The 16,302-nt window shown below is 71.8% G+C and carries 14 protein-coding genes; 7 read left to right on the forward strand and 7 right to left on the reverse strand.

Annotation, left to right across the window (positions count from 1 at the left end; genetic code table 11):
* Positions 1-240: 240 nt before the first annotated feature.
* The gene (gene ileS, locus AB0D44_RS15695) at positions 241-3,387 is read right to left on the reverse strand and encodes an isoleucine--tRNA ligase (RefSeq protein WP_362590212.1); all 3,147 of its coding nucleotides are present in this window, start codon (positions 3,385-3,387) and stop codon (positions 241-243) included.
* A gap of 549 nt (positions 3,388-3,936) precedes the next feature.
* Between ileS and AB0D44_RS15700 the strand changes: the two genes are divergently transcribed.
* The 5 genes from AB0D44_RS15700 (at position 3,937) to AB0D44_RS15720 (ending at position 8,783) form a co-directional block, all read left to right on the forward strand.
* Positions 3,937-4,935, forward strand: coding sequence for a TraR/DksA family transcriptional regulator (locus tag AB0D44_RS15700; RefSeq protein WP_362590215.1), 999 nt, complete (start codon positions 3,937-3,939; stop codon positions 4,933-4,935).
* Between the two features lie 123 nt (positions 4,936-5,058).
* Positions 5,059-5,619: a signal peptidase II gene (gene lspA / locus AB0D44_RS15705; protein ID WP_362590218.1), complete on the forward strand. Its 561-nt coding sequence runs from the start codon at positions 5,059-5,061 to the stop codon at positions 5,617-5,619.
* Positions 5,620-5,660: 41 nt separating this feature from the next.
* The gene (locus AB0D44_RS15710) at positions 5,661-6,602 is read left to right on the forward strand and encodes an RluA family pseudouridine synthase (RefSeq protein ID WP_362590221.1); all 942 of its coding nucleotides are present in this window, start codon (positions 5,661-5,663) and stop codon (positions 6,600-6,602) included.
* Positions 6,603-6,646: 44 nt separating this feature from the next.
* A complete protein-coding gene (locus AB0D44_RS15715) occupies positions 6,647-7,069 on the forward strand; it encodes a GNAT family N-acetyltransferase (protein WP_362590333.1) in 423 nt (140 codons plus the stop codon).
* A gap of 127 nt (positions 7,070-7,196) precedes the next feature.
* Positions 7,197-8,783 (forward strand): Na+/H+ antiporter, encoded by a 1,587-nt coding sequence (locus tag AB0D44_RS15720; RefSeq protein WP_362590224.1) that lies wholly within the window; start codon positions 7,197-7,199, stop codon positions 8,781-8,783.
* 1 nt (position 8,784) lies between these two features.
* On the opposite strand, the gene AB0D44_RS15725 is transcribed toward AB0D44_RS15720, so the two are convergent.
* Positions 8,785-9,270, reverse strand: a complete 486-nt coding sequence (locus AB0D44_RS15725; protein WP_362590227.1) for an SRPBCC family protein — start codon at positions 9,268-9,270, stop codon at positions 8,785-8,787.
* 63 nt (positions 9,271-9,333) lie between these two features.
* Here AB0D44_RS15725 and AB0D44_RS15730 point away from each other — a divergent pair, with 63 nt between their 5' ends.
* Complete coding sequence (locus AB0D44_RS15730; RefSeq protein WP_362590230.1) at positions 9,334-9,915, forward strand: helix-turn-helix domain-containing protein; 582 nt, start codon at positions 9,334-9,336, stop codon at positions 9,913-9,915.
* A 7-nt stretch (positions 9,916-9,922) separates the two neighbouring features.
* On the opposite strand, the gene AB0D44_RS15735 is transcribed toward AB0D44_RS15730, so the two are convergent.
* Positions 9,923-10,966, reverse strand: a complete 1,044-nt coding sequence (locus AB0D44_RS15735; protein ID WP_362590336.1) for a mechanosensitive ion channel domain-containing protein — start codon at positions 10,964-10,966, stop codon at positions 9,923-9,925.
* A gap of 68 nt (positions 10,967-11,034) precedes the next feature.
* Between AB0D44_RS15735 and AB0D44_RS15740 the strand changes: the two genes are divergently transcribed.
* On the forward strand, positions 11,035-11,613 hold the full coding sequence (locus tag AB0D44_RS15740; protein WP_362590233.1) for a dienelactone hydrolase family protein: 579 nt from the start codon (positions 11,035-11,037) through the stop codon (positions 11,611-11,613).
* A 157-nt stretch (positions 11,614-11,770) separates the two neighbouring features.
* Here the strand turns inward: AB0D44_RS15740 and AB0D44_RS15745 are convergent, their stop codons facing one another.
* The 4 genes from AB0D44_RS15745 to AB0D44_RS15760 form a co-directional block, all read right to left on the reverse strand.
* The gene (locus tag AB0D44_RS15745; RefSeq protein WP_362590339.1) at positions 11,771-12,724 is read right to left on the reverse strand and encodes a zinc metalloprotease; all 954 of its coding nucleotides are present in this window, start codon (positions 12,722-12,724) and stop codon (positions 11,771-11,773) included.
* A gap of 222 nt (positions 12,725-12,946) precedes the next feature.
* Complete coding sequence (locus AB0D44_RS15750) at positions 12,947-14,608, reverse strand: alkaline phosphatase D family protein (protein ID WP_362590236.1); 1,662 nt, start codon at positions 14,606-14,608, stop codon at positions 12,947-12,949.
* A gap of 133 nt (positions 14,609-14,741) precedes the next feature.
* Complete coding sequence (locus AB0D44_RS15755) at positions 14,742-15,536, reverse strand: DsbA family protein (protein WP_362590239.1); 795 nt, start codon at positions 15,534-15,536, stop codon at positions 14,742-14,744.
* Positions 15,537-15,581: 45 nt separating this feature from the next.
* Positions 15,582-16,271: a hypothetical protein gene (locus tag AB0D44_RS15760; protein ID WP_362590242.1), complete on the reverse strand. Its 690-nt coding sequence runs from the start codon at positions 16,269-16,271 to the stop codon at positions 15,582-15,584.
* Positions 16,272-16,302 lie beyond the last annotated feature (31 nt).

The raw sequence follows: 16,302 nt of genomic DNA on the forward strand, positions 1-16,302 counted from the left end.
CAGGGCGGCCGGGCCGTACCCGGAGGGCTGGGCCCGGCCAGGGCCAGGGCGGCCGGGTCCGTACCCGGAGAGCTGGGCCCGGCCAGGGCAAGGGCGGCCGGGCCCGCACCCGGAGAGCTGGGCCCGGCCAGGGCCAGGGCGGCCGGGCCGTACCCGGAGGGCTGGGCCCGGCCAGGGCCAGGGCGGCCGGGTCCGTACCCGGAGAGCTGGGCCCGGCCAGGGCAAGGGCGCGGTGTTGGGTTACGCCTTGCGGAGGCGGAAGGTCAGGGACAGGGAGTCGTCCGTGAAGGGCTCGCCGTACGTGGCGTCGGCCTCGCCCGGGGCGAAGTCCGTGGACAGGACCTCGTCCGAGATCAGCGGCGCGTGGTCCGACAGGGCCGTCACGACCTCCGGGTCCGTGGACGACCAGCGCAGGGCGATCCGGTCCGCCACGTCGAGGCCGGAGTTCTTCCGGGCCTCCTGGATCAGGCGGATCGCGTCACGGGCCAGGCCCGCGAGCCGCAGCTCCGGGGTGATCTCCAGGTCCAGGGCGACGGTCGCGCCCGAGTCGGACGCCACCGACCAGCCCTCGCGCGGGGTCTCCGTGATGATGACCTCCTCCGGGGTGAGGGTGACCGGCTCGCCGTTCACCTCCACCGAGGCCCCGCCCGAGCGCAGGGCCAGCGACAGCGCCGCCGCGTCGGCCGCGGCCACGGCCTTCGCCACGTCCTGGACGCCCTTGCCGAAGCGCTTGCCCAGCGCACGGAAATTGGCCTTGGCCGTGGTGTCCACCAGGGACCCGCCGACCTCGGAGAGCGAGGCCAGGGAGGAGACGTTCAGCTCCTCCGTGATCTGGGCCTGGAGCTCGGGCGAGAGCGCGTCGAAGCCCACCGCACCGACCAGCGCCCGGGAGAGAGGCTGGCGGGTCTTGACCCCGGACTCGGCCCGCGTCGCCCGGCCCAGCTCCACGAGGCGGCGTACCAGCAGCATCTGCTGCGAGAGGGTCGCGTCCACCTGGGAAGCGTCCGGCTGGGGCCACGAGGACAGGTGCACCGACTCGGGCGCCCCGGGGGTCACCGGGACGACCATGTCCTGCCAGACCCGCTCCGTGATGAAGGGGGTGAGGGGCGCCATCAGGCGGGTCACGGTCTCGACCACGTCGTGCAGCGTGCGCAGCGCGGCCGCGTCGCCCTGCCAGAAGCGGCGGCGCGAGCGGCGGACGTACCAGTTGGACAGGTCGTCCACGAAGGAGGAGAGGAGCTTGCCGGCGCGCTGGGTGTCGTACGACTCCATCGCCTCCGTGACCTCGGCGACGAGGGTGTGGAGCTCGGAGAGGAGCCACTTGTCGAGGACCGTGCGGTCCGCCGGCGCCGGGTCCGAGGCGGAGGGCGCCCAGTTCGACGTACGGGCGTACAGCGCCTGGAAGGCGACCGTGTTCCAGTACGTGAGGAGCGTCTTGCGGACGACCTCCTGGATCGTGCCGTGGCCCACCCGGCGGGCCGCCCACGGGGAGCCGCCGGCGGCCATGAACCAGCGCACCGCGTCCGCGCCGTGCTGGTCCATGAGCGGGATCGGCTGGAGGATGTTGCCCAGGTGCTTGGACATCTTGCGGCCGTCCTCGGCGAGGATGTGGCCGAGGCACACCACGTTCTCGTAGGAGGACTTGTCGAAGACGAGGGTGCCGACCGCCATCAGCGTGTAGAACCAGCCGCGCGTCTGGTCGATGGCCTCCGAGATGAACTGCGCCGGGTAGCGCTTCTCGAAGATCTCCTTGTTCTTGTACGGGTAGCCCCACTGCGCGAACGGCATCGAGCCCGAGTCGTACCAGGCGTCGATGACCTCCGGCACGCGGACGGCCTCCAGGGAGCAGCCCTCGTGGGTGCAGGTGAAGGTCACGTCGTCGATGTACGGGCGGTGCGGGTCCAGGGCGGACTGGTCCGTGCCCGACAGCTCCGACAGCTCCGCGCGCGAGCCCACGCACGTGAGGTGGTTCTCCTCGCAGCGCCAGATCGGCAGCGGGGTGCCCCAGTAGCGGTTGCGGGACAGCGCCCAGTCGATGTTGTTGTTCAGCCAGTCGCCGAAGCGGCCCTGCTTGACGGAGTCCGGGAACCAGTTGGTCTTCTCGTTCTCGCGCAGCATCGCGTCCTTGACGGCGGTGGTGCGGATGTACCAGGACGGCTGCGCGTAGTAGAGCAGGGCCGTGTGGCAGCGCCAGCAGTGCGGGTAGCTGTGCTCGTAGGCGATGTGCTTGAAGAGCAGGCCGCGCGCGTCGAGGTCGGCGGTCAGCTTCTCGTCGGCCTTCTTGAAGAAGACGCCGCCGACCAGCGGGACCTCCTCCTCGAAGGTGCCGTCGGGGCGGACCGGGTTCACGACGGGTAGGCCGTAGGCGCGGCAGACCGCGAGGTCGTCGGCGCCGAAGGCGGGGGACTGGTGGACCAGACCGGTGCCGTCCTCGGTCGTGACGTACTCGGCGTTCACGACGTAATGGGCGGGCGCCGGGAATTCGACGAGGGAGAAGGGGCGCTCGTACGTCCAGCGCTCCATCTCCTTGCCCGTGAAGGTCTCGCCGGTGGCCTCCCAGCCCTCGCCGAGGGCCTTCTCCAGCAGCGGCTGGGCGACGACGAGCTTCTCCTCGCCGTTGGTGGCGACGACGTACGTGACCTCCGGGTGGGCGGCGACGGCGGTGTTGGACACCAGGGTCCAGGGGGTCGTCGTCCAGACCAGGAGCGCGGCCTCGCCGGCGAGCGGGCCGGAGGTCAGGGGGAAGCGGACGTAGACGGAGGGGTCGACGACCGTCTCGTAGCCCTGGGCCAGCTCGTGGTCGGAGAGGCCGGTGCCGCAGCGCGGGCACCAGGGGGCGACGCGGTGGTCCTGGGTGAGCAGGCCCTTGTTGAAGATCTCCTTCAGCGACCACCACACGGACTCGACGTACTCGGGGTCCATGGTCCGGTAGGCGTCGTCCAGGTCGACCCAGTAGCCCATCCGGGTCGTGAGCTCGGTGAACGCGTCGGTGTGGCGGGTCACGGACTCGCGGCACTTGGCGTTGAATTCGGCGATGCCGTAGGCCTCGATGTCCTGCTTGCCGTTGAAGCCGAGCTCCTTCTCGACGGCGAGCTCGACGGGCAGGCCGTGGCAGTCCCAGCCGGCCTTGCGGGCGACGTGGTAGCCGCGCATGGTGCGGAACCGGGGGAAGACGTCCTTGAAGACGCGGGCCTCGATGTGGTGCGCGCCGGGCATGCCGTTCGCGGTCGGCGGGCCCTCGTAGAAGACCCACTCGGGGCGGCCCTCGGACTGCTCCAGGGTCTTGGCGAAGGTCTTGCTCTCGCGCCAGAAGTCGAGGACGGCGTGCTCGAGGGCGGGCAGGTCGACCTGGGCGGGGACCGGGCGGTACTGCGGCGGTGTGGTCATGAGGCTGAACTCTTCCTCCGGCGGGGTGTCACTTCCGTCCGGAGGGACGAGAGCCTTGGGCTGCTCCCGCGGTACCACCCTCCTTGGCCCCCGGACGTGGTCCGGCGGCCCCCTCATTGGGGTGCGAAGCCGGTTCTACCGGCCCTACGGGGATCCGTACGGGCTTTCTTCCGGCGGCTCCGGGGTGATCCTTCACATCGCGCTCGCCCCCGGGCTCTCACCGTCCCCGGGTCGCTCCTGGCTGCGTCCGACGCTACTCGTCCCCATCCATGCCTTTCGCTGGGGCCAGTGTACGGGGCCGGGGGGCGCTCGGCAGACCGGTTTACGGGCGCCCGCGCGGGGGCCGCGGGCACGGCGCGGCGGGGGCGCGGGAGGGCTTGGCGGGTGACCCGAACGGCCCTGCGCGCCGGTACGGACTCCCGTGGGGCGCGTGGGGCGGATTACCGGGCTTCCGGATGGGCACAACGGATGCAGGTTGACCTCGCGGGATGCGTGCCCCGTTGCCGCGGGGTCGGTGCCGATTTATCGTTCCGGCACGATTCGCGAGCAATGATCACAGTATGTGAAGGGGCCGCGGCCATGGTGGCGAAGAAGATCGCCGGTACTGCCGGAGAGGCGCTGGCCGAAGCACCCGTGAAGAAGGCGCCGGCGAAGAGGGCGAACGCCGTCAAGGCGGTCGCCGTGAAGAAGGCGGCGCCGGCGAAGAAGAAGGCACCCGCGAAGACGGCGGCACCGGCGAAGGACGCGGCGGCGGCCGTCAAGAAGGCGACCGTCAAGGAGGCGGCCGTCAAGGAGGCGGCCGTCAAGAAGAAGGCGACCGTCGCGAAGACGGCGGCCAAGAAGGCGGCCGCGAAGACGGCGGCCAAGAAGGCGGCGGCCGGCAAGGCGCCGTCCGAGGAGGCGGCCGCCGTCAAGAAGGCGGCGGCCGGCAAGGCGCCGTCCGAGGAGGCGGCCGCCGTCAAGAAGGCGAACGCCGTCGCGAAGCGGCAGGCCACGGCCACACCGGCCGGGGCCGAGGGGGCGGCGCAGGCCGCGAAACAGACGGGAGTCCGGAACGTGGTTGCCAAGAAGAGCACCGGTACGGCGAGGAAGGCGGCTGCGGCCGCCACCAGTGGGCTGCCCAAGACGAGGGTCACGGCTGCCACGGCGCCCGGTGAGCTCGCCGTACGGCCCGGGGAGGACCCCTGGACCCAGGGAGAGGTCGACGAGGCCCGCAGCGAGCTGGTGAGCGAGGTGCTCAGACTGCGTGCCGAGCTCGATGCCTCGGAGGTGGCCATCTCGGGCCTGATGCGCGACTCGGGCGACGGCGCGGGCGACGACCAGGCCGATACCGGCACCAAGAACATCACCCGGGAGTCCGAGCTGGCCCTCGCGGCGAACGCCACCTCGATGCTGGAGCAGACCGAGCGGGCCCTGGAACGCCTGGAGGCGGGCACGTACGGGATCTGTGAGAACTGCGGCAAGCCCATCGGCAAGGCCAGGATGCAGGCCTTCCCCCGGGCCACCCTGTGCGTCGACTGCAAGCAGAAGCAGGAACGCAGGCACTAGGGAGCGGAGCGTCGTAGCGGGCGCCGGAGGCGGGGGGCAGGCGTGGGGCGAGGACCCTGTCGTACCCTCGTGTCTCGTCAGGGTCCAGCAGGAGCCTGGTCCGAACCAGTTCGAGGGACTCACGTGGCAGAGGCGGAGCGCATCATCGGTACGCCGGACGTCGGGGACGACACCCAGCCCGAGTCCGCCGAGCCCAGGGGGCACCGGCGGATCGTGGCCCTGCTCGTCGTGGCCGTCCTCGCGTACCTGCTGGATCTCGGCAGCAAGATGCTGGTCGTGGCGAAGCTGGAGCACCAGCCGCCGATCGAGATCGTCGGTGACGTGCTGAGGTTCGAGGCGGTCCGCAACGCGGGAGCCGCCTTCGGCTTCGGCGAGGCCTTCACGATCATCTTCACCTGCATCGCGGCCACCGTGATCGTGGTGATCGTGCGGCTGGCGCGCAAGCTCTACAGCCTGCCGTGGGCCATCGCGCTGGGCCTGCTGCTCGGTGGCGCGCTGGGCAATCTGACCGACCGGATCTTCCGCTCGCCGGGAGTGTTCCGGGGGGCGGTCGTCGACTTCATCGCGCCGTCCCACTTCGCCGTCTTCAACCTCGCCGACTCGGCGATCGTGTGCGGCGGCATCCTGATCGTCCTGCTGTCCTTCCGCGGTCTGGACCCGGACGGGACCGTCCACAAGGACTGATCGAGGGAAAGCTCCCCGGCCGAGTCCTGCATACTCGACAGGTGAGTACGATTCCCGAGATCCGCACCCTGCCCGTTCCCGATGGCCTCGAGGGCGAGCGCGTCGACGCCGCCATCGCCCGTATGTTCGGATTTTCCCGGACGAAGGCGGCCGAACTCGCGGCCGCGGGGAAGGTGTCGGTCGACGGCAGCGTCGTCGGGAAGTCCGAGCGCGTACACGGTGGCGCCTGGCTCGAAGTCGAGATGCCCGCGCCGCCGCGGCCGGTGGAGGTCGTCGCCGAGCCCGTCCCGGGCATGGAGATCGTCCACGACGACGACGACATCGTCGTCATCATGAAGCCGGTGGGCGTCGCCGCCCACCCGAGCCCCGGCTGGACCGGCACCACCGTCATCGGTGGCCTCGCCGCGGCCGGCTACCGGATCTCGACTTCCGGCGCCTCCGAGCGCCAGGGCATCGTGCACCGTCTGGACGTCGGCACGTCCGGCCTGATGGCCGTCGCCAAGTCGGAGCGGGCCTACACCTCGCTGAAGAACCAGTTCCGCGAGCGGGTCGTGGACAAGCGCTACCACGCGCTGGTGCAGGGGCACCCGGACCCGATGAGCGGCACGATCGACGCGCCGATCGGGCGCCACCCCAGCGCGGACTACAAGTGGGCAGTGACCCAGGACGGCAAGGCGTCCGTCACGCACTACGACCTGATCGAGGCCTTCCGGGCCGCCTCGCTGCTGGACATCAAGCTGGAGACCGGGCGTACGCACCAGATCCGCGTGCACATGTCCGCGCACCGGCACCCGTGCGTCGGCGACCTGACGTACGGCGCCGACCCGACCGTCGCCAAGCGCCTGGGGCTGACCCGGCAGTGGCTGCACGCGGTGCGGCTGGGGTTCGAGCACCCGTCGGACGGCCAGTGGGTGGAGTTCGAGAGCACCTACCCGGCGGACCTCCAGCACGCGCTGGACGTGATCCGGGCCGAGAGCGAGTGACGTCCGCCGGCTTCACCGTCCGGGTGGCCTCGGGGGAGGCCGACATGGCGGCCTGCTTCGCGGTCCGGACCGAGGTGTTCGTGGTCGAGCAGTCCGTGCCGGAGTCGATCGAGTACGACGCGTACGACGCGGACGCGGTGCACGTGCTGGCCGTGGGCGCGGACGGGGTGGCGCTGGGCACCGGGCGGCTGCTGTACGGGCCCGCGGCGCTGGGCAAGACGGGGTCCGAGGACGTCGGCTCGCTCGGGCGGCTGGCCGTACGCAAGGCCGCGCGCGGGCTGGGCGTGGGCGTGGCGCTGGTCCGCGCGATCGAGGCGGAGGCGGTCCGGCTGGGGCTGACCGCGGTGGACCTGGGCGCGCAGACGCATGCGCTCGGCTTCTACGAGCGGCTCGGGTACGCGGCGTACGGCCCGGAGTTCCAGGACGCGGGCATCGCGCACCGCGCGATGCGCCGGCCCGTGCCGTAGCCGTTGCAGCCCCGCCGGCGTGGAGGGCGCGGGCGCGCAGCGCCGTAGGGGTTCGGGGCTGAGCGCCGACACGCGGGGCCGGGTCGTCACCGCCCGGGCCGGGCGCAGCGGCTGGCAGGGTGGGTGCGTGGACCAGCTTGCTCTGTTGTTCGTGCTGCTTCTCGGGGCCGTGGTCACGGTGCCGCTCGGGGACCGGCTCGGGCTGCCCGCGCCCGTCCTCATGACCATCGGCGGAGTCGTCCTCGCGCTGGTGCCCGCCGTGCCCAACGTCGACGTGCCGCCCGAGTACATCCTTCCGCTGGTGCTGCCGCCGCTGCTGTACGCCTCCGTGCAGCGGACCTCCTGGCGCCAGTTCGCGGCCAACGTCCGGCCGATCCTGCTGCTCGCCGTGGCGCTGGTCTTCGTGACGACCGCCGCCGTCGCCGCCGTTGCGCACGCCGTCGTGCCCGGGCTGCCGATCGCGGCCGCCGTCGCGCTCGGCGCGCTCGTGGCCCCGCCCGACCCCGTCGCCGCCACCGCAGTGGCCGGTTCCCTCGGGCTGCCCCGCCGCATGGTGTCGATCCTGGAGGGCGAGGGGCTCTTCAACGACGTGACCGCCATCGTGCTCTACCACGTGGCCGTCGCCGCGGCCGTCAGCGGCAGTTTCTCCTGGCCCGACGCGCTCGGGGAGTTCGTCCTGTCCGCCGTGGTCGCCGTGGCCGTGGGGCTCGCGCTCGGCTGGGCCGCCAACCGGCTGATGGGGCGGCTGGGCGACGCCACGCTGCAGATCGGGCTGACGCTGCTCGTCCCCTTCGTCTCGTACGTGCTGGCCGAGGAGTTCCAGGGATCCGGCGTGCTGGCCGTGCTGACGACCGCCCTGTTCCTGGCCGAGTACGCCAACGACGCGGACGACGTGCTGGGGCGGCTCGCCGGGCACACCTTCTGGGAAGTCGTCGACATGCTGGTCACGGGCGTGGCGTTCGGGCTGATCGGGCTGGAGCTGCACAACGTGTTCGGCACGGCGCGCGGGCGCGAGTGGGAGATGGCCGGCTGGGCGGCGGCCGTGATCGCGGTGGTGGTCGGCGTACGGCTGATCTGGCTGCTGCCGGCGGGCTGGCTGGCCAAGAGGCTGCACACGGGGCGCGACTACGACGAGGAGATCCCCCTGAGCTGGCGGGAGAGCGTGGTCATGTGGTGGGCCGGGATGCGGGGAGTGGCCTCGGTGGCCCTGGCCCTCGCGATCCCCCTTCACACGGCGGCGGGCGACCCCTTTCCCGCGCGCGACCAGATCGTCTTCATCGCCTTCGCCGTGATCATGGCGACGCTGGTGCTGCAGGGGCTGACCCTGCCGTGGCTGGTGCGGCGGCTGGGGGTGGAGGCCGACTCGGACGCGGAGCGGGAGGGCGAACGGCAGCTGGCGATCCGCGCCGCGAAGGCCGCGAAGCGGCGGCTGAAGGAGATCGAGGAGGTCGAGGACCTGCCGGAGGACCTGGTGGAGACGCTGTACCGGCGTGCGTACGACGTGGGGGCCCGGATCAGCCCCGACATGGTGGACGAGGAGCGGCGGGAGGCGTACGTGCAGCGGGTGCAGCGGATCCGGGACGTCCAGCGCATTCAGCGCGAGATGTTGTCGGCCGCCCGCCACGAGGTGCTCGCCGCACGCAGCGAACCCGGCGCCGATCCGGAGATCGTGGACCGGGTGCTGCGGTACCTGGACGTACGGAGCCTGCGGTAGCTCAGCGGGCGAGCATGCGGAGCAGCCGGACGTAGCGGGACCAGCGGGCCGGGCGGGGCAGGGCGCCGGTGGTGGCGCGCTCGGCGAGGTCCAGGGAGTCCTCCAGGCAGGCGTCGTGCCCCCACCGCCAGGCCAGGGGCCAGGTCAGCCGGGCGAGTCCGGTCACCCGCATCGCGAGGGTGTGCCGCAGCAGCGTGTGCTCCTCGTCGAGGGGCAGCACGGCGAACTCGTGGAAGCCGTGGAAGCCGCGCGGCCCCGTGAAGGTGAAGCGGATCCAGGTCCCCGGCACGTACGCGGCGACCGTGTAGCGGACCGGCCCGTGGCCGCCGACCGCGCCGACCGAGAGCGGACGGTCGAATTCCAGCGTTCCCCAGCTGCGCGAGGGCCACAGCCGGTCGGCCGCGCCGTCGGACAGGCTGTCGAGCAGCGCGCCCACCTCGTCCGCCTTGGCCGCCAGCAGGCGTTCGTGCACGTTGAAGACGGGCATGGGTCTTCCTCCCCAATTAATTAGAGACTGTTCTCTAATTAATTGGAGGGTACTCTCTGATTCATGGCGCGACCACCCCGCTTCGACACCGGCCGGCTCCTCGACGCCGCCGTGCTCCTCACCGCCGCCGGCGGGCCCGCGGCGGTGACCATGTCCGCCGTGGCCCAGGCGGTCGGGGCGCCGAGCGGCTCCGTGTACCACCGGTTCGCCGGGCGCGCGGCGCTGCTGGCCGAGGTGTGGCTGCGTACCGTCGAGGACTTCCAGGCGGGTTACCTCGCCGCGCTCGCCGCGGACCCCGACTCCCGCCGGGCCGCGCGCGCCGCGGCCCGTCACGTCGTCGCCTGGAGCCGGGCCCATCCGGCCGAGGCCGCGCTACTGCTCCACGGCGCCGAGGAGTTCGGCCGCGCCGACTGGTCCGAGGAGCACAGGGACCGCGCCGACCGGGGCAACCTGCGCGTCTACACCGCCCTTGGGGCGCTCGGCGAGGCCCTCGGCGTGACCGGTCCCCAGGGGCAGGACCGCATCGCCCTCGCCCTCATCGACCTGCCGCTGGCCGTCGTCCGCCGCCACCTGCGCGCCGGCCGCGAGCTGCCGCCGCACGCCGAGGACCTCGCCGAGGAGTGCACCGCCACGCTCCTCGGCTGAGGTGGGGTCAGGCCTGCGGCCGGGGGGCGGCCTCGGAGGTCGCGACGCGGGGCAGCGCGTAGGGGTGGTGGGCCACCAGCCAGGCGATCAGGCGTTCGCGGACCGCGCAGCGGACCGTCCACACGTCGTCCGCGTCCTTCGCCGTCACCACCGCCCGGACCTCGACCGTGTGCGGGGTGGTGTCCGTCACCACGAGGCTCGAGCCGCGGCCGTCCCACTCCGGGATGTCGTTCAGGATCGTCTGGAGCTGGGCCCGCATCAGGTCGACGGGGGCGCTGTGGTCCACGTGCCAGTAGACCGTGCCGGTCATCTGCGCGCCGCCGCGCGACCAGTTCTCGTAGGGCTTGCTCGTGAAGTACGAGACCGGCATCGTGATGCGGCGCTCGTCCCACGTGCGGACGGTCAGGAAGGTCAGCGTGATCTCCTCGACCTTGCCCCACTCCTTGTCGACCACGACCGTGTCGCCGATGCGGACGGTGTCGCCGAAGGCGATCTGGAGTCCGGCGAACAGGTTGCCCAGCGAGGACTGGGCGGCGATGCCCGCCACGATCCCGAGCACGCCCGCGGAGGCCAGCATCGAGGCGCCGACCGCCCGCATCGGCGGGAAGGTCAGGAGCATGGCCGCCGCGGCGACCACGATCACCACCGCCGTGACCACCCGCTGGATCAGCGTGACCTGGGTGCGGACCCGCCGGACTCGGGCGTCGTCCTGGGTCACCGAGGCGTAGCGCGCGTACGTGGAGTCGACGGCGGCCGTCGCGATGCGCACGGCCAGCCAGGCCGTGGAGGCGATCAGGACCAGGGTCAGGAAGCGGCCGATGCCGAAGGCGTGCTCGGGGAGGATTCCCGCCTGGCGGTGGGACCCGCGCAGCAGTGAGGTGCACAGCACCACCTGGAAGGGGACGCGGCACCGGCGCAGCAGGCCCCACAGGGGGGTTTCGGGGTGCCGGGCGTCGGCGCGGCGCAGCAGCAGGTCCACCACTCCGCCGGCGATCAGGGTGACGACCAGCGCCCCGGCGACGAACAGGGCGGGGCGCAGGACGGTGTCCATCTCCATGCGTATGAACGTAACCGGAAGGGTCTGGGCGTAACCGGAAGCGTCAGGCGGAAACTGGCACGATGGTGGGTATGAACATCATGCTGTTCCATTCGACGTACGGGCTGCGGCCCGCGGTGCACGAGGCTGCCGACCGGCTGCGCAAGGCCGGGCACCAGGTGCACGTGCCGGATCTCTTCGAGGGGCGCACCTTCGGGACCGTCGAGGAGGGCATGGCCCACCAGGACGAGGTAGGCCGCGACGAGCTGCTCAAGCGGGCGGTGCTGGCCTCCGCGCCGCACTCCGAGCAGGGCCTGGTCTACGCCGGCTTCTCCTTCGGCGGCTCCCTCGCACAGCACCTGGCGCTGGCCGACGACAAGGCGCGCGGGCTGCTGCTCCTGCACGGGACGGCGGACCTGGACGACGACGCCTCGGTGGACGCGCTGCCCGTGCAGCTGCACGTCGCGGACCCGGACCCCTTCGAGCCGCACGACTGGCTGACGGCCTGGTACCTGCGCATGCAGCGGGCCGGGGCCGATGTGGAGGTCCACAGCTACCCCGGCGCCGGCCACCTGTTCACCGACCCGGGGCTGGACGACTACGACGCCGAGGCCGCCGAGCAGGCCTGGAAGGTCGCCCTCGGCTTCCTCGACGGCCTGTAGACCCGGTGCGACGCGGCAGGGCACGGTCCGGCGCTCTCCGGACCGTGCCCTGTCCCCGTTGCCGGGGGTCCTGGCCGGACGGAACCGTCCGCCGATCACGTTCCCCGGGCGCGCTCACTGACGCCTGGGGAACGGCGGCTTGTTCGGATCCGAGGCGTCAGCCGGCCCGGTAGGCCGTCCAGCTGCTCGACATGCGGGCCACCTGGCCGGCGGTGAACTGGTACATGCACGAGTCGTACGTGTAGTCCATGAAGTTGCGGATCGGGTCCGCGCCCGGCTTGCTGGCGCAGCTGTCGCGACCGGTCGGGCACTCGTACGCGGCGCTCTTCTCGGCCGGGGTGTCGGAGACGTAGTCGCCGTTCCCGTTACAACCGCCCTGGAAGGTGTGGTACAGGCCCAGCCAGTGGCCGACCTCGTGGGTCGCGGTGTCGCCCTCGTTGTAGTTGGCCGCGGAGCCGCCGGGCAGCGAGCTGTCCAGGACGACCACGCCGTCCATCTTGGGGGCGGAGTTGTAGGACGTCGGGAAGGTCGCCCAGCCGAGCAGACCGCCGGAGAGCTTGGCGGTGTAGAAGTTCAGCGCGCCGGGGCCGCCCTGGCGCAGGGCGTTCTTCATGTCCTTCTCGGCCTGGGAACCGGAGGCCAGGTTGTACCAGGCGGCGTTGTCCGTGTAGTCGGTCGACGCGAGGGTGAACTGGAAGTTCGTGTTCACATTGCCGGTGCCCTGGCCGCCGTAGGCCGCGTTGAGGACCGACAGCTGGTTGTTGATGTCCGTCGCCGAGAGCTTGCCGGCGGTGCCCGAGTGCACGACGTGGAAGTACACGGGGATGTTGACGACGGCCTCGGCCGCGGCCAGGCTGCGCTGCGGCTGGTTCTTCAGGGCCTTGTCCAGCTTCGCCTTGAGGTCGGCGTCCATGGCCTTCGCCTGGGCGTCGGTGACCTCGTTGGGCTCGTCCGCGTGCTCCTCGTGGGCGCGGGCGACACGGGCGTTGGCGGCGGCCCCGGTCGTACCTTCCTCGGCGCACACCTCGGCGGGGGACTTCGCGGCCGCCAGCGTGGTGGGGGCGGCCAGCGGGGTGAATGCCAAGGTTCCGGCCAGGACCGCCGTGCCCATCAGGCGGCGGCGAAGAAGGGGGGATATGCGGGCAATTGCGCGCACGTGTGCTCCTCGCGGTGGGGGGTTGTTGGCGTGAAGGATCTCTTCAGCTGGCGCGAAGCTTATGTGTGCATGACATCTTCAGGTCAAGAGCCTTGCGTAAAAGATTTGTTGCCGAAAACGCACAGGGGCGCCTGGTCTGTACCAGGCGCCCCGTCCCACAGGAGAATTGACGGTCAATCAGCGAACCGGCTGGTAGGCGCGCTCCACCTTCTGCGTGCCGTTCAGGGTGCGGTACGAGCGGGACCAGGCGGCCGTGGCGTCCTGGCGCCGCTTGTCGGACACCACGTAGTAGTCCATTTGCGAGCGCTCCGCCGTCACGTCGAGCACGCCGTAGCCGTGCGCGTCCATATCCAGCCACTTCACGTGCCAGTTGGCGGCCTTGATCGCCGACTCGGCGACCAGTGAGGCGGTGTCCGCCGGCACGTGCAGGATGTCGTCCAGGTTGTCCGAGGTCACCGAGGTGACCACGAACTCGGTCGCCGCCGTCCCCGAACCGGGGTAGGTGGCCATGTTCACGGGGACCTCGTTCGCCCACGCCATGTGGATGTCGCCCGTCAGGAAGACCGTGTTCTTCACGCCCCGGTCCTTCAGGTGGCCCAGGAGTTCCTTTCGATCGTCCGTGTAGCCGTCCCACTGGTCCACGTTGACCGCTATGCCGCCCTCGGGCAGGCCGAGCAGCTTGGCGAGCGGGCCGATCAGGTGCGCGGGCAGCGAGGCGAAGGCCACCGGCGAGATCATCACCGAGGTGCCGACGAGCTTCCAGGTGGCGTCGGAGGTCGCGAGGCCCGATTTCAGCCAGTCGAGCTGGGCGCGCCCGGTCAGCGTGCGCTCGGGGTCGTCCACCGAGCCGCTGCCGACCTTGACCTGCTGGGAGCGGAAGGAGCGCAGGTCGAGCAGGTGCAGGTCGGCCAGGGTGCCGAAGCGCAGCCGCCGGTAGACGGTGCCCGCTATGGAGGCGCGGACGGGCATCCACTCGAAGTACGCCTGCTTGGCGGCGGCCGCGCGGGCCGCCCACTCGCCCTCGGCGCCCGCCGTGTGGTTCTCCGCGCCGCCCGCCCAGGCGTCGTTGGCGAACTCGTGGTCGTCCCAGATGGCGATGACCGGGTGGGCGTGGTGCAGCGCCTGGAGGTCGGCGTCCGTCTTGTACGTGCCGTGCCGGGTGCGGTAATCGGCGAGCGAGACGATCTCGTGCCGGGGCTCGTGCGCGCGGACGACGTACTTGGCCTCCGGGTACCCCCCGGACTGGTACTCGTAGATGTAGTCGCCCAGGTGCAGGATCGCGTCGAGGTCGGTGCGGGCGGCCAGGTGCCGGTAGGCGGAGAAGTAGCCGGACTCCCAGTTGGCGCAGGACACCACGCCGAAGCGGACCCCGGAGGTGGTCACGTCGTGGCCGGGGGTGGTGCGGGTGCGTCCCGTCGGGGAGACCGTGGAGCCGGCCGTGAACCGGTACCAGTACGGGGTCTGCGGCTGCAGTCCGCGCACGTCCACCTTGACCGTGTGGTCGGTGGCGGCGCTCGCCGTGACGGTGCCGCTCGCGACGACGCCGGAGAAGTTCTTGTCCGCGGCCACCTCCCAGGCGACCTGGACGGCGGGGCCGAGGCCGGAGCCCGGCACGGCCTCGGCGGTGGGGGTGACACGGGTCCACAGCAGGATCCCGTCGGGCAGCGGGTCGCCGGACGCGACGCCGTGCAGGAAGGCCGGTGCGCTCTCGGCGGCATGGGCGGCCGAGGCCCCCAGCGAGCCGAGGGGGGCCAGGGCGGCCGTGGCCGCGGCAGCGAGAACGACCGTGCGACGGCGGGGGGTTGCCGCGGTCGCAGGGGAAGGGAGATGACTGGTCACGGATCATCATATTACTGGCCGGTATGACCGCGGGGGCAAGACCGGGAACGCAACGGGCGGGCGAACTCTGGGAGTCCGCCCGCCCGTTGGGCCTGCCTTGTCCGGAAACGAGGCCTCCGAAAATGGCCGGGGTTCAGCCCTGCAGGGCCTTGTCGATCGCGGCCGTGAACGCCTCCGGGGTCCCCGGGGTGTCGATCTTCTTGCCGTCCATCTTCAGCGTCGGCGTACCCGTGACACCGGACTTGTTGAAGGCCTTCGACATCTCCAGCGCCCACCGGTCGTACGTGCCGTCCTCGACGGCCTTCTTGAACTCGGCGTTGCCCTTGAGCGCCGGGACCGTGTCCGCGACCTTCAGCAGGTAGTCGTCCTTGGCGAAGCTGTCGACGGTCTCCTCCGGGTGCAGCTCCTTGGAGTAGAGGGCCGCCTTGTAGTCCAAGAACGCCTCCGGGCTGACGTTCAGCGCTGCGCCCAAGGCGCTCAGGGCGTTCTTCGAGCCCTCGCCCTTGACGGCGTTGTCGATGAAGGTGGCGCCGAAGTACTGGAGCTTGTACTTGCCGGCCTCGACGTCCTTCTTCATCTGCCCGCCGACCGCCTGCTCGAACTGGGCGCAGGCCGGGCAGCGCGAGTCCTCGTAGACCTCGAGGGTCTTCTTCGCGTCGGCCTTGCCGACCACGACCGTGGTGCCGTCCTCGCCCTCGGTGTTCTTCGGCTTGATCAGCTCGGCCTTGGCGGCCTTGTCCCAGTAGCCCGGCTGGTTGGACTGCATGATCGCGTAGCCGACGCCGCCGGCCAGGGCGAGGGCGGCGACGACCGCGCCGGCCACGATCACCTGGCGGCGCATCTTGTCCTTCTTCGCCTGCGCCTCGCGCTCGGCGCGCAGCCGCTCGCGGGCGGCAGCCTTGTTGGCCTGGCTGTTGCGTGAACTCATGGTGGTCTCCGTGGGGTGTGACGTGATGGGGGTGCCGTACGTGCGTCAGGCGCTTGCGAGAGCGCCGCGCACGGGAGGTCCCCGCCGTCCCACGGAATGTGCGGGGAAGCGCGTACGGGCCCGGGTGCCCGCCGCGGCCGGCGGCCGGAACCGCTCCACGGGTGCCGCGGCCACCGCCCCGGGAGCACCGGTCAGCAGCAGCGGCCGGAAGGCGCAGGCGGCGGCCGCGCGCAGCAGCCGGCCCAGCGCCCGCTCGCCGTGGCGGAGCCATCCGGCGGCGAGCAGCCCGACCGACACGTGCGCGGCGAGCAGCAGCCAGGGCGTCCACGGCCCGGGCGAGGACAGCAGCGCGGCCGGATCGCCGGCCGGCCCGGCCACCTCGGCCAGCGGCCCGCCCACTGCGGGGCCGCCGCACAGCTCCTCCAGGCCCAGGGCGCGCAGCGGACCCGAGACCGGGCCGCCCGCCGGGCCGTAGCAGAGGTGCTGTCCGGCCGTGAAGACGGTGTCGGCGGCCAGCTCCAGCGGGACCAGCAGCCCGGCGATGGGGCCGAAGCCCCGCTCACGGCCGGCGAGCGCGTAGGCGATCACGAAGACGGCCGCGAAGGCGCCGCCCACCAGCGCGGGCGGCAGCGGCACCCGGGACATCAGGACGTGCGAGCCCGCGGAGAGCAGCACGACGGCCGCGCTGAACAGCGCGGCCCGCAGCCCCCGGAGTCTCACCTCTGATATGTCCATCGCCGCGAGTGTGCCATGCGTCCCTATGGAA

The sequence above is a fragment of the Streptomyces sp. NPDC048349 genome (assembly GCF_040651925.1).
Lineage (GTDB): Bacteria > Actinomycetota > Actinomycetes > Streptomycetales > Streptomycetaceae > Streptomyces.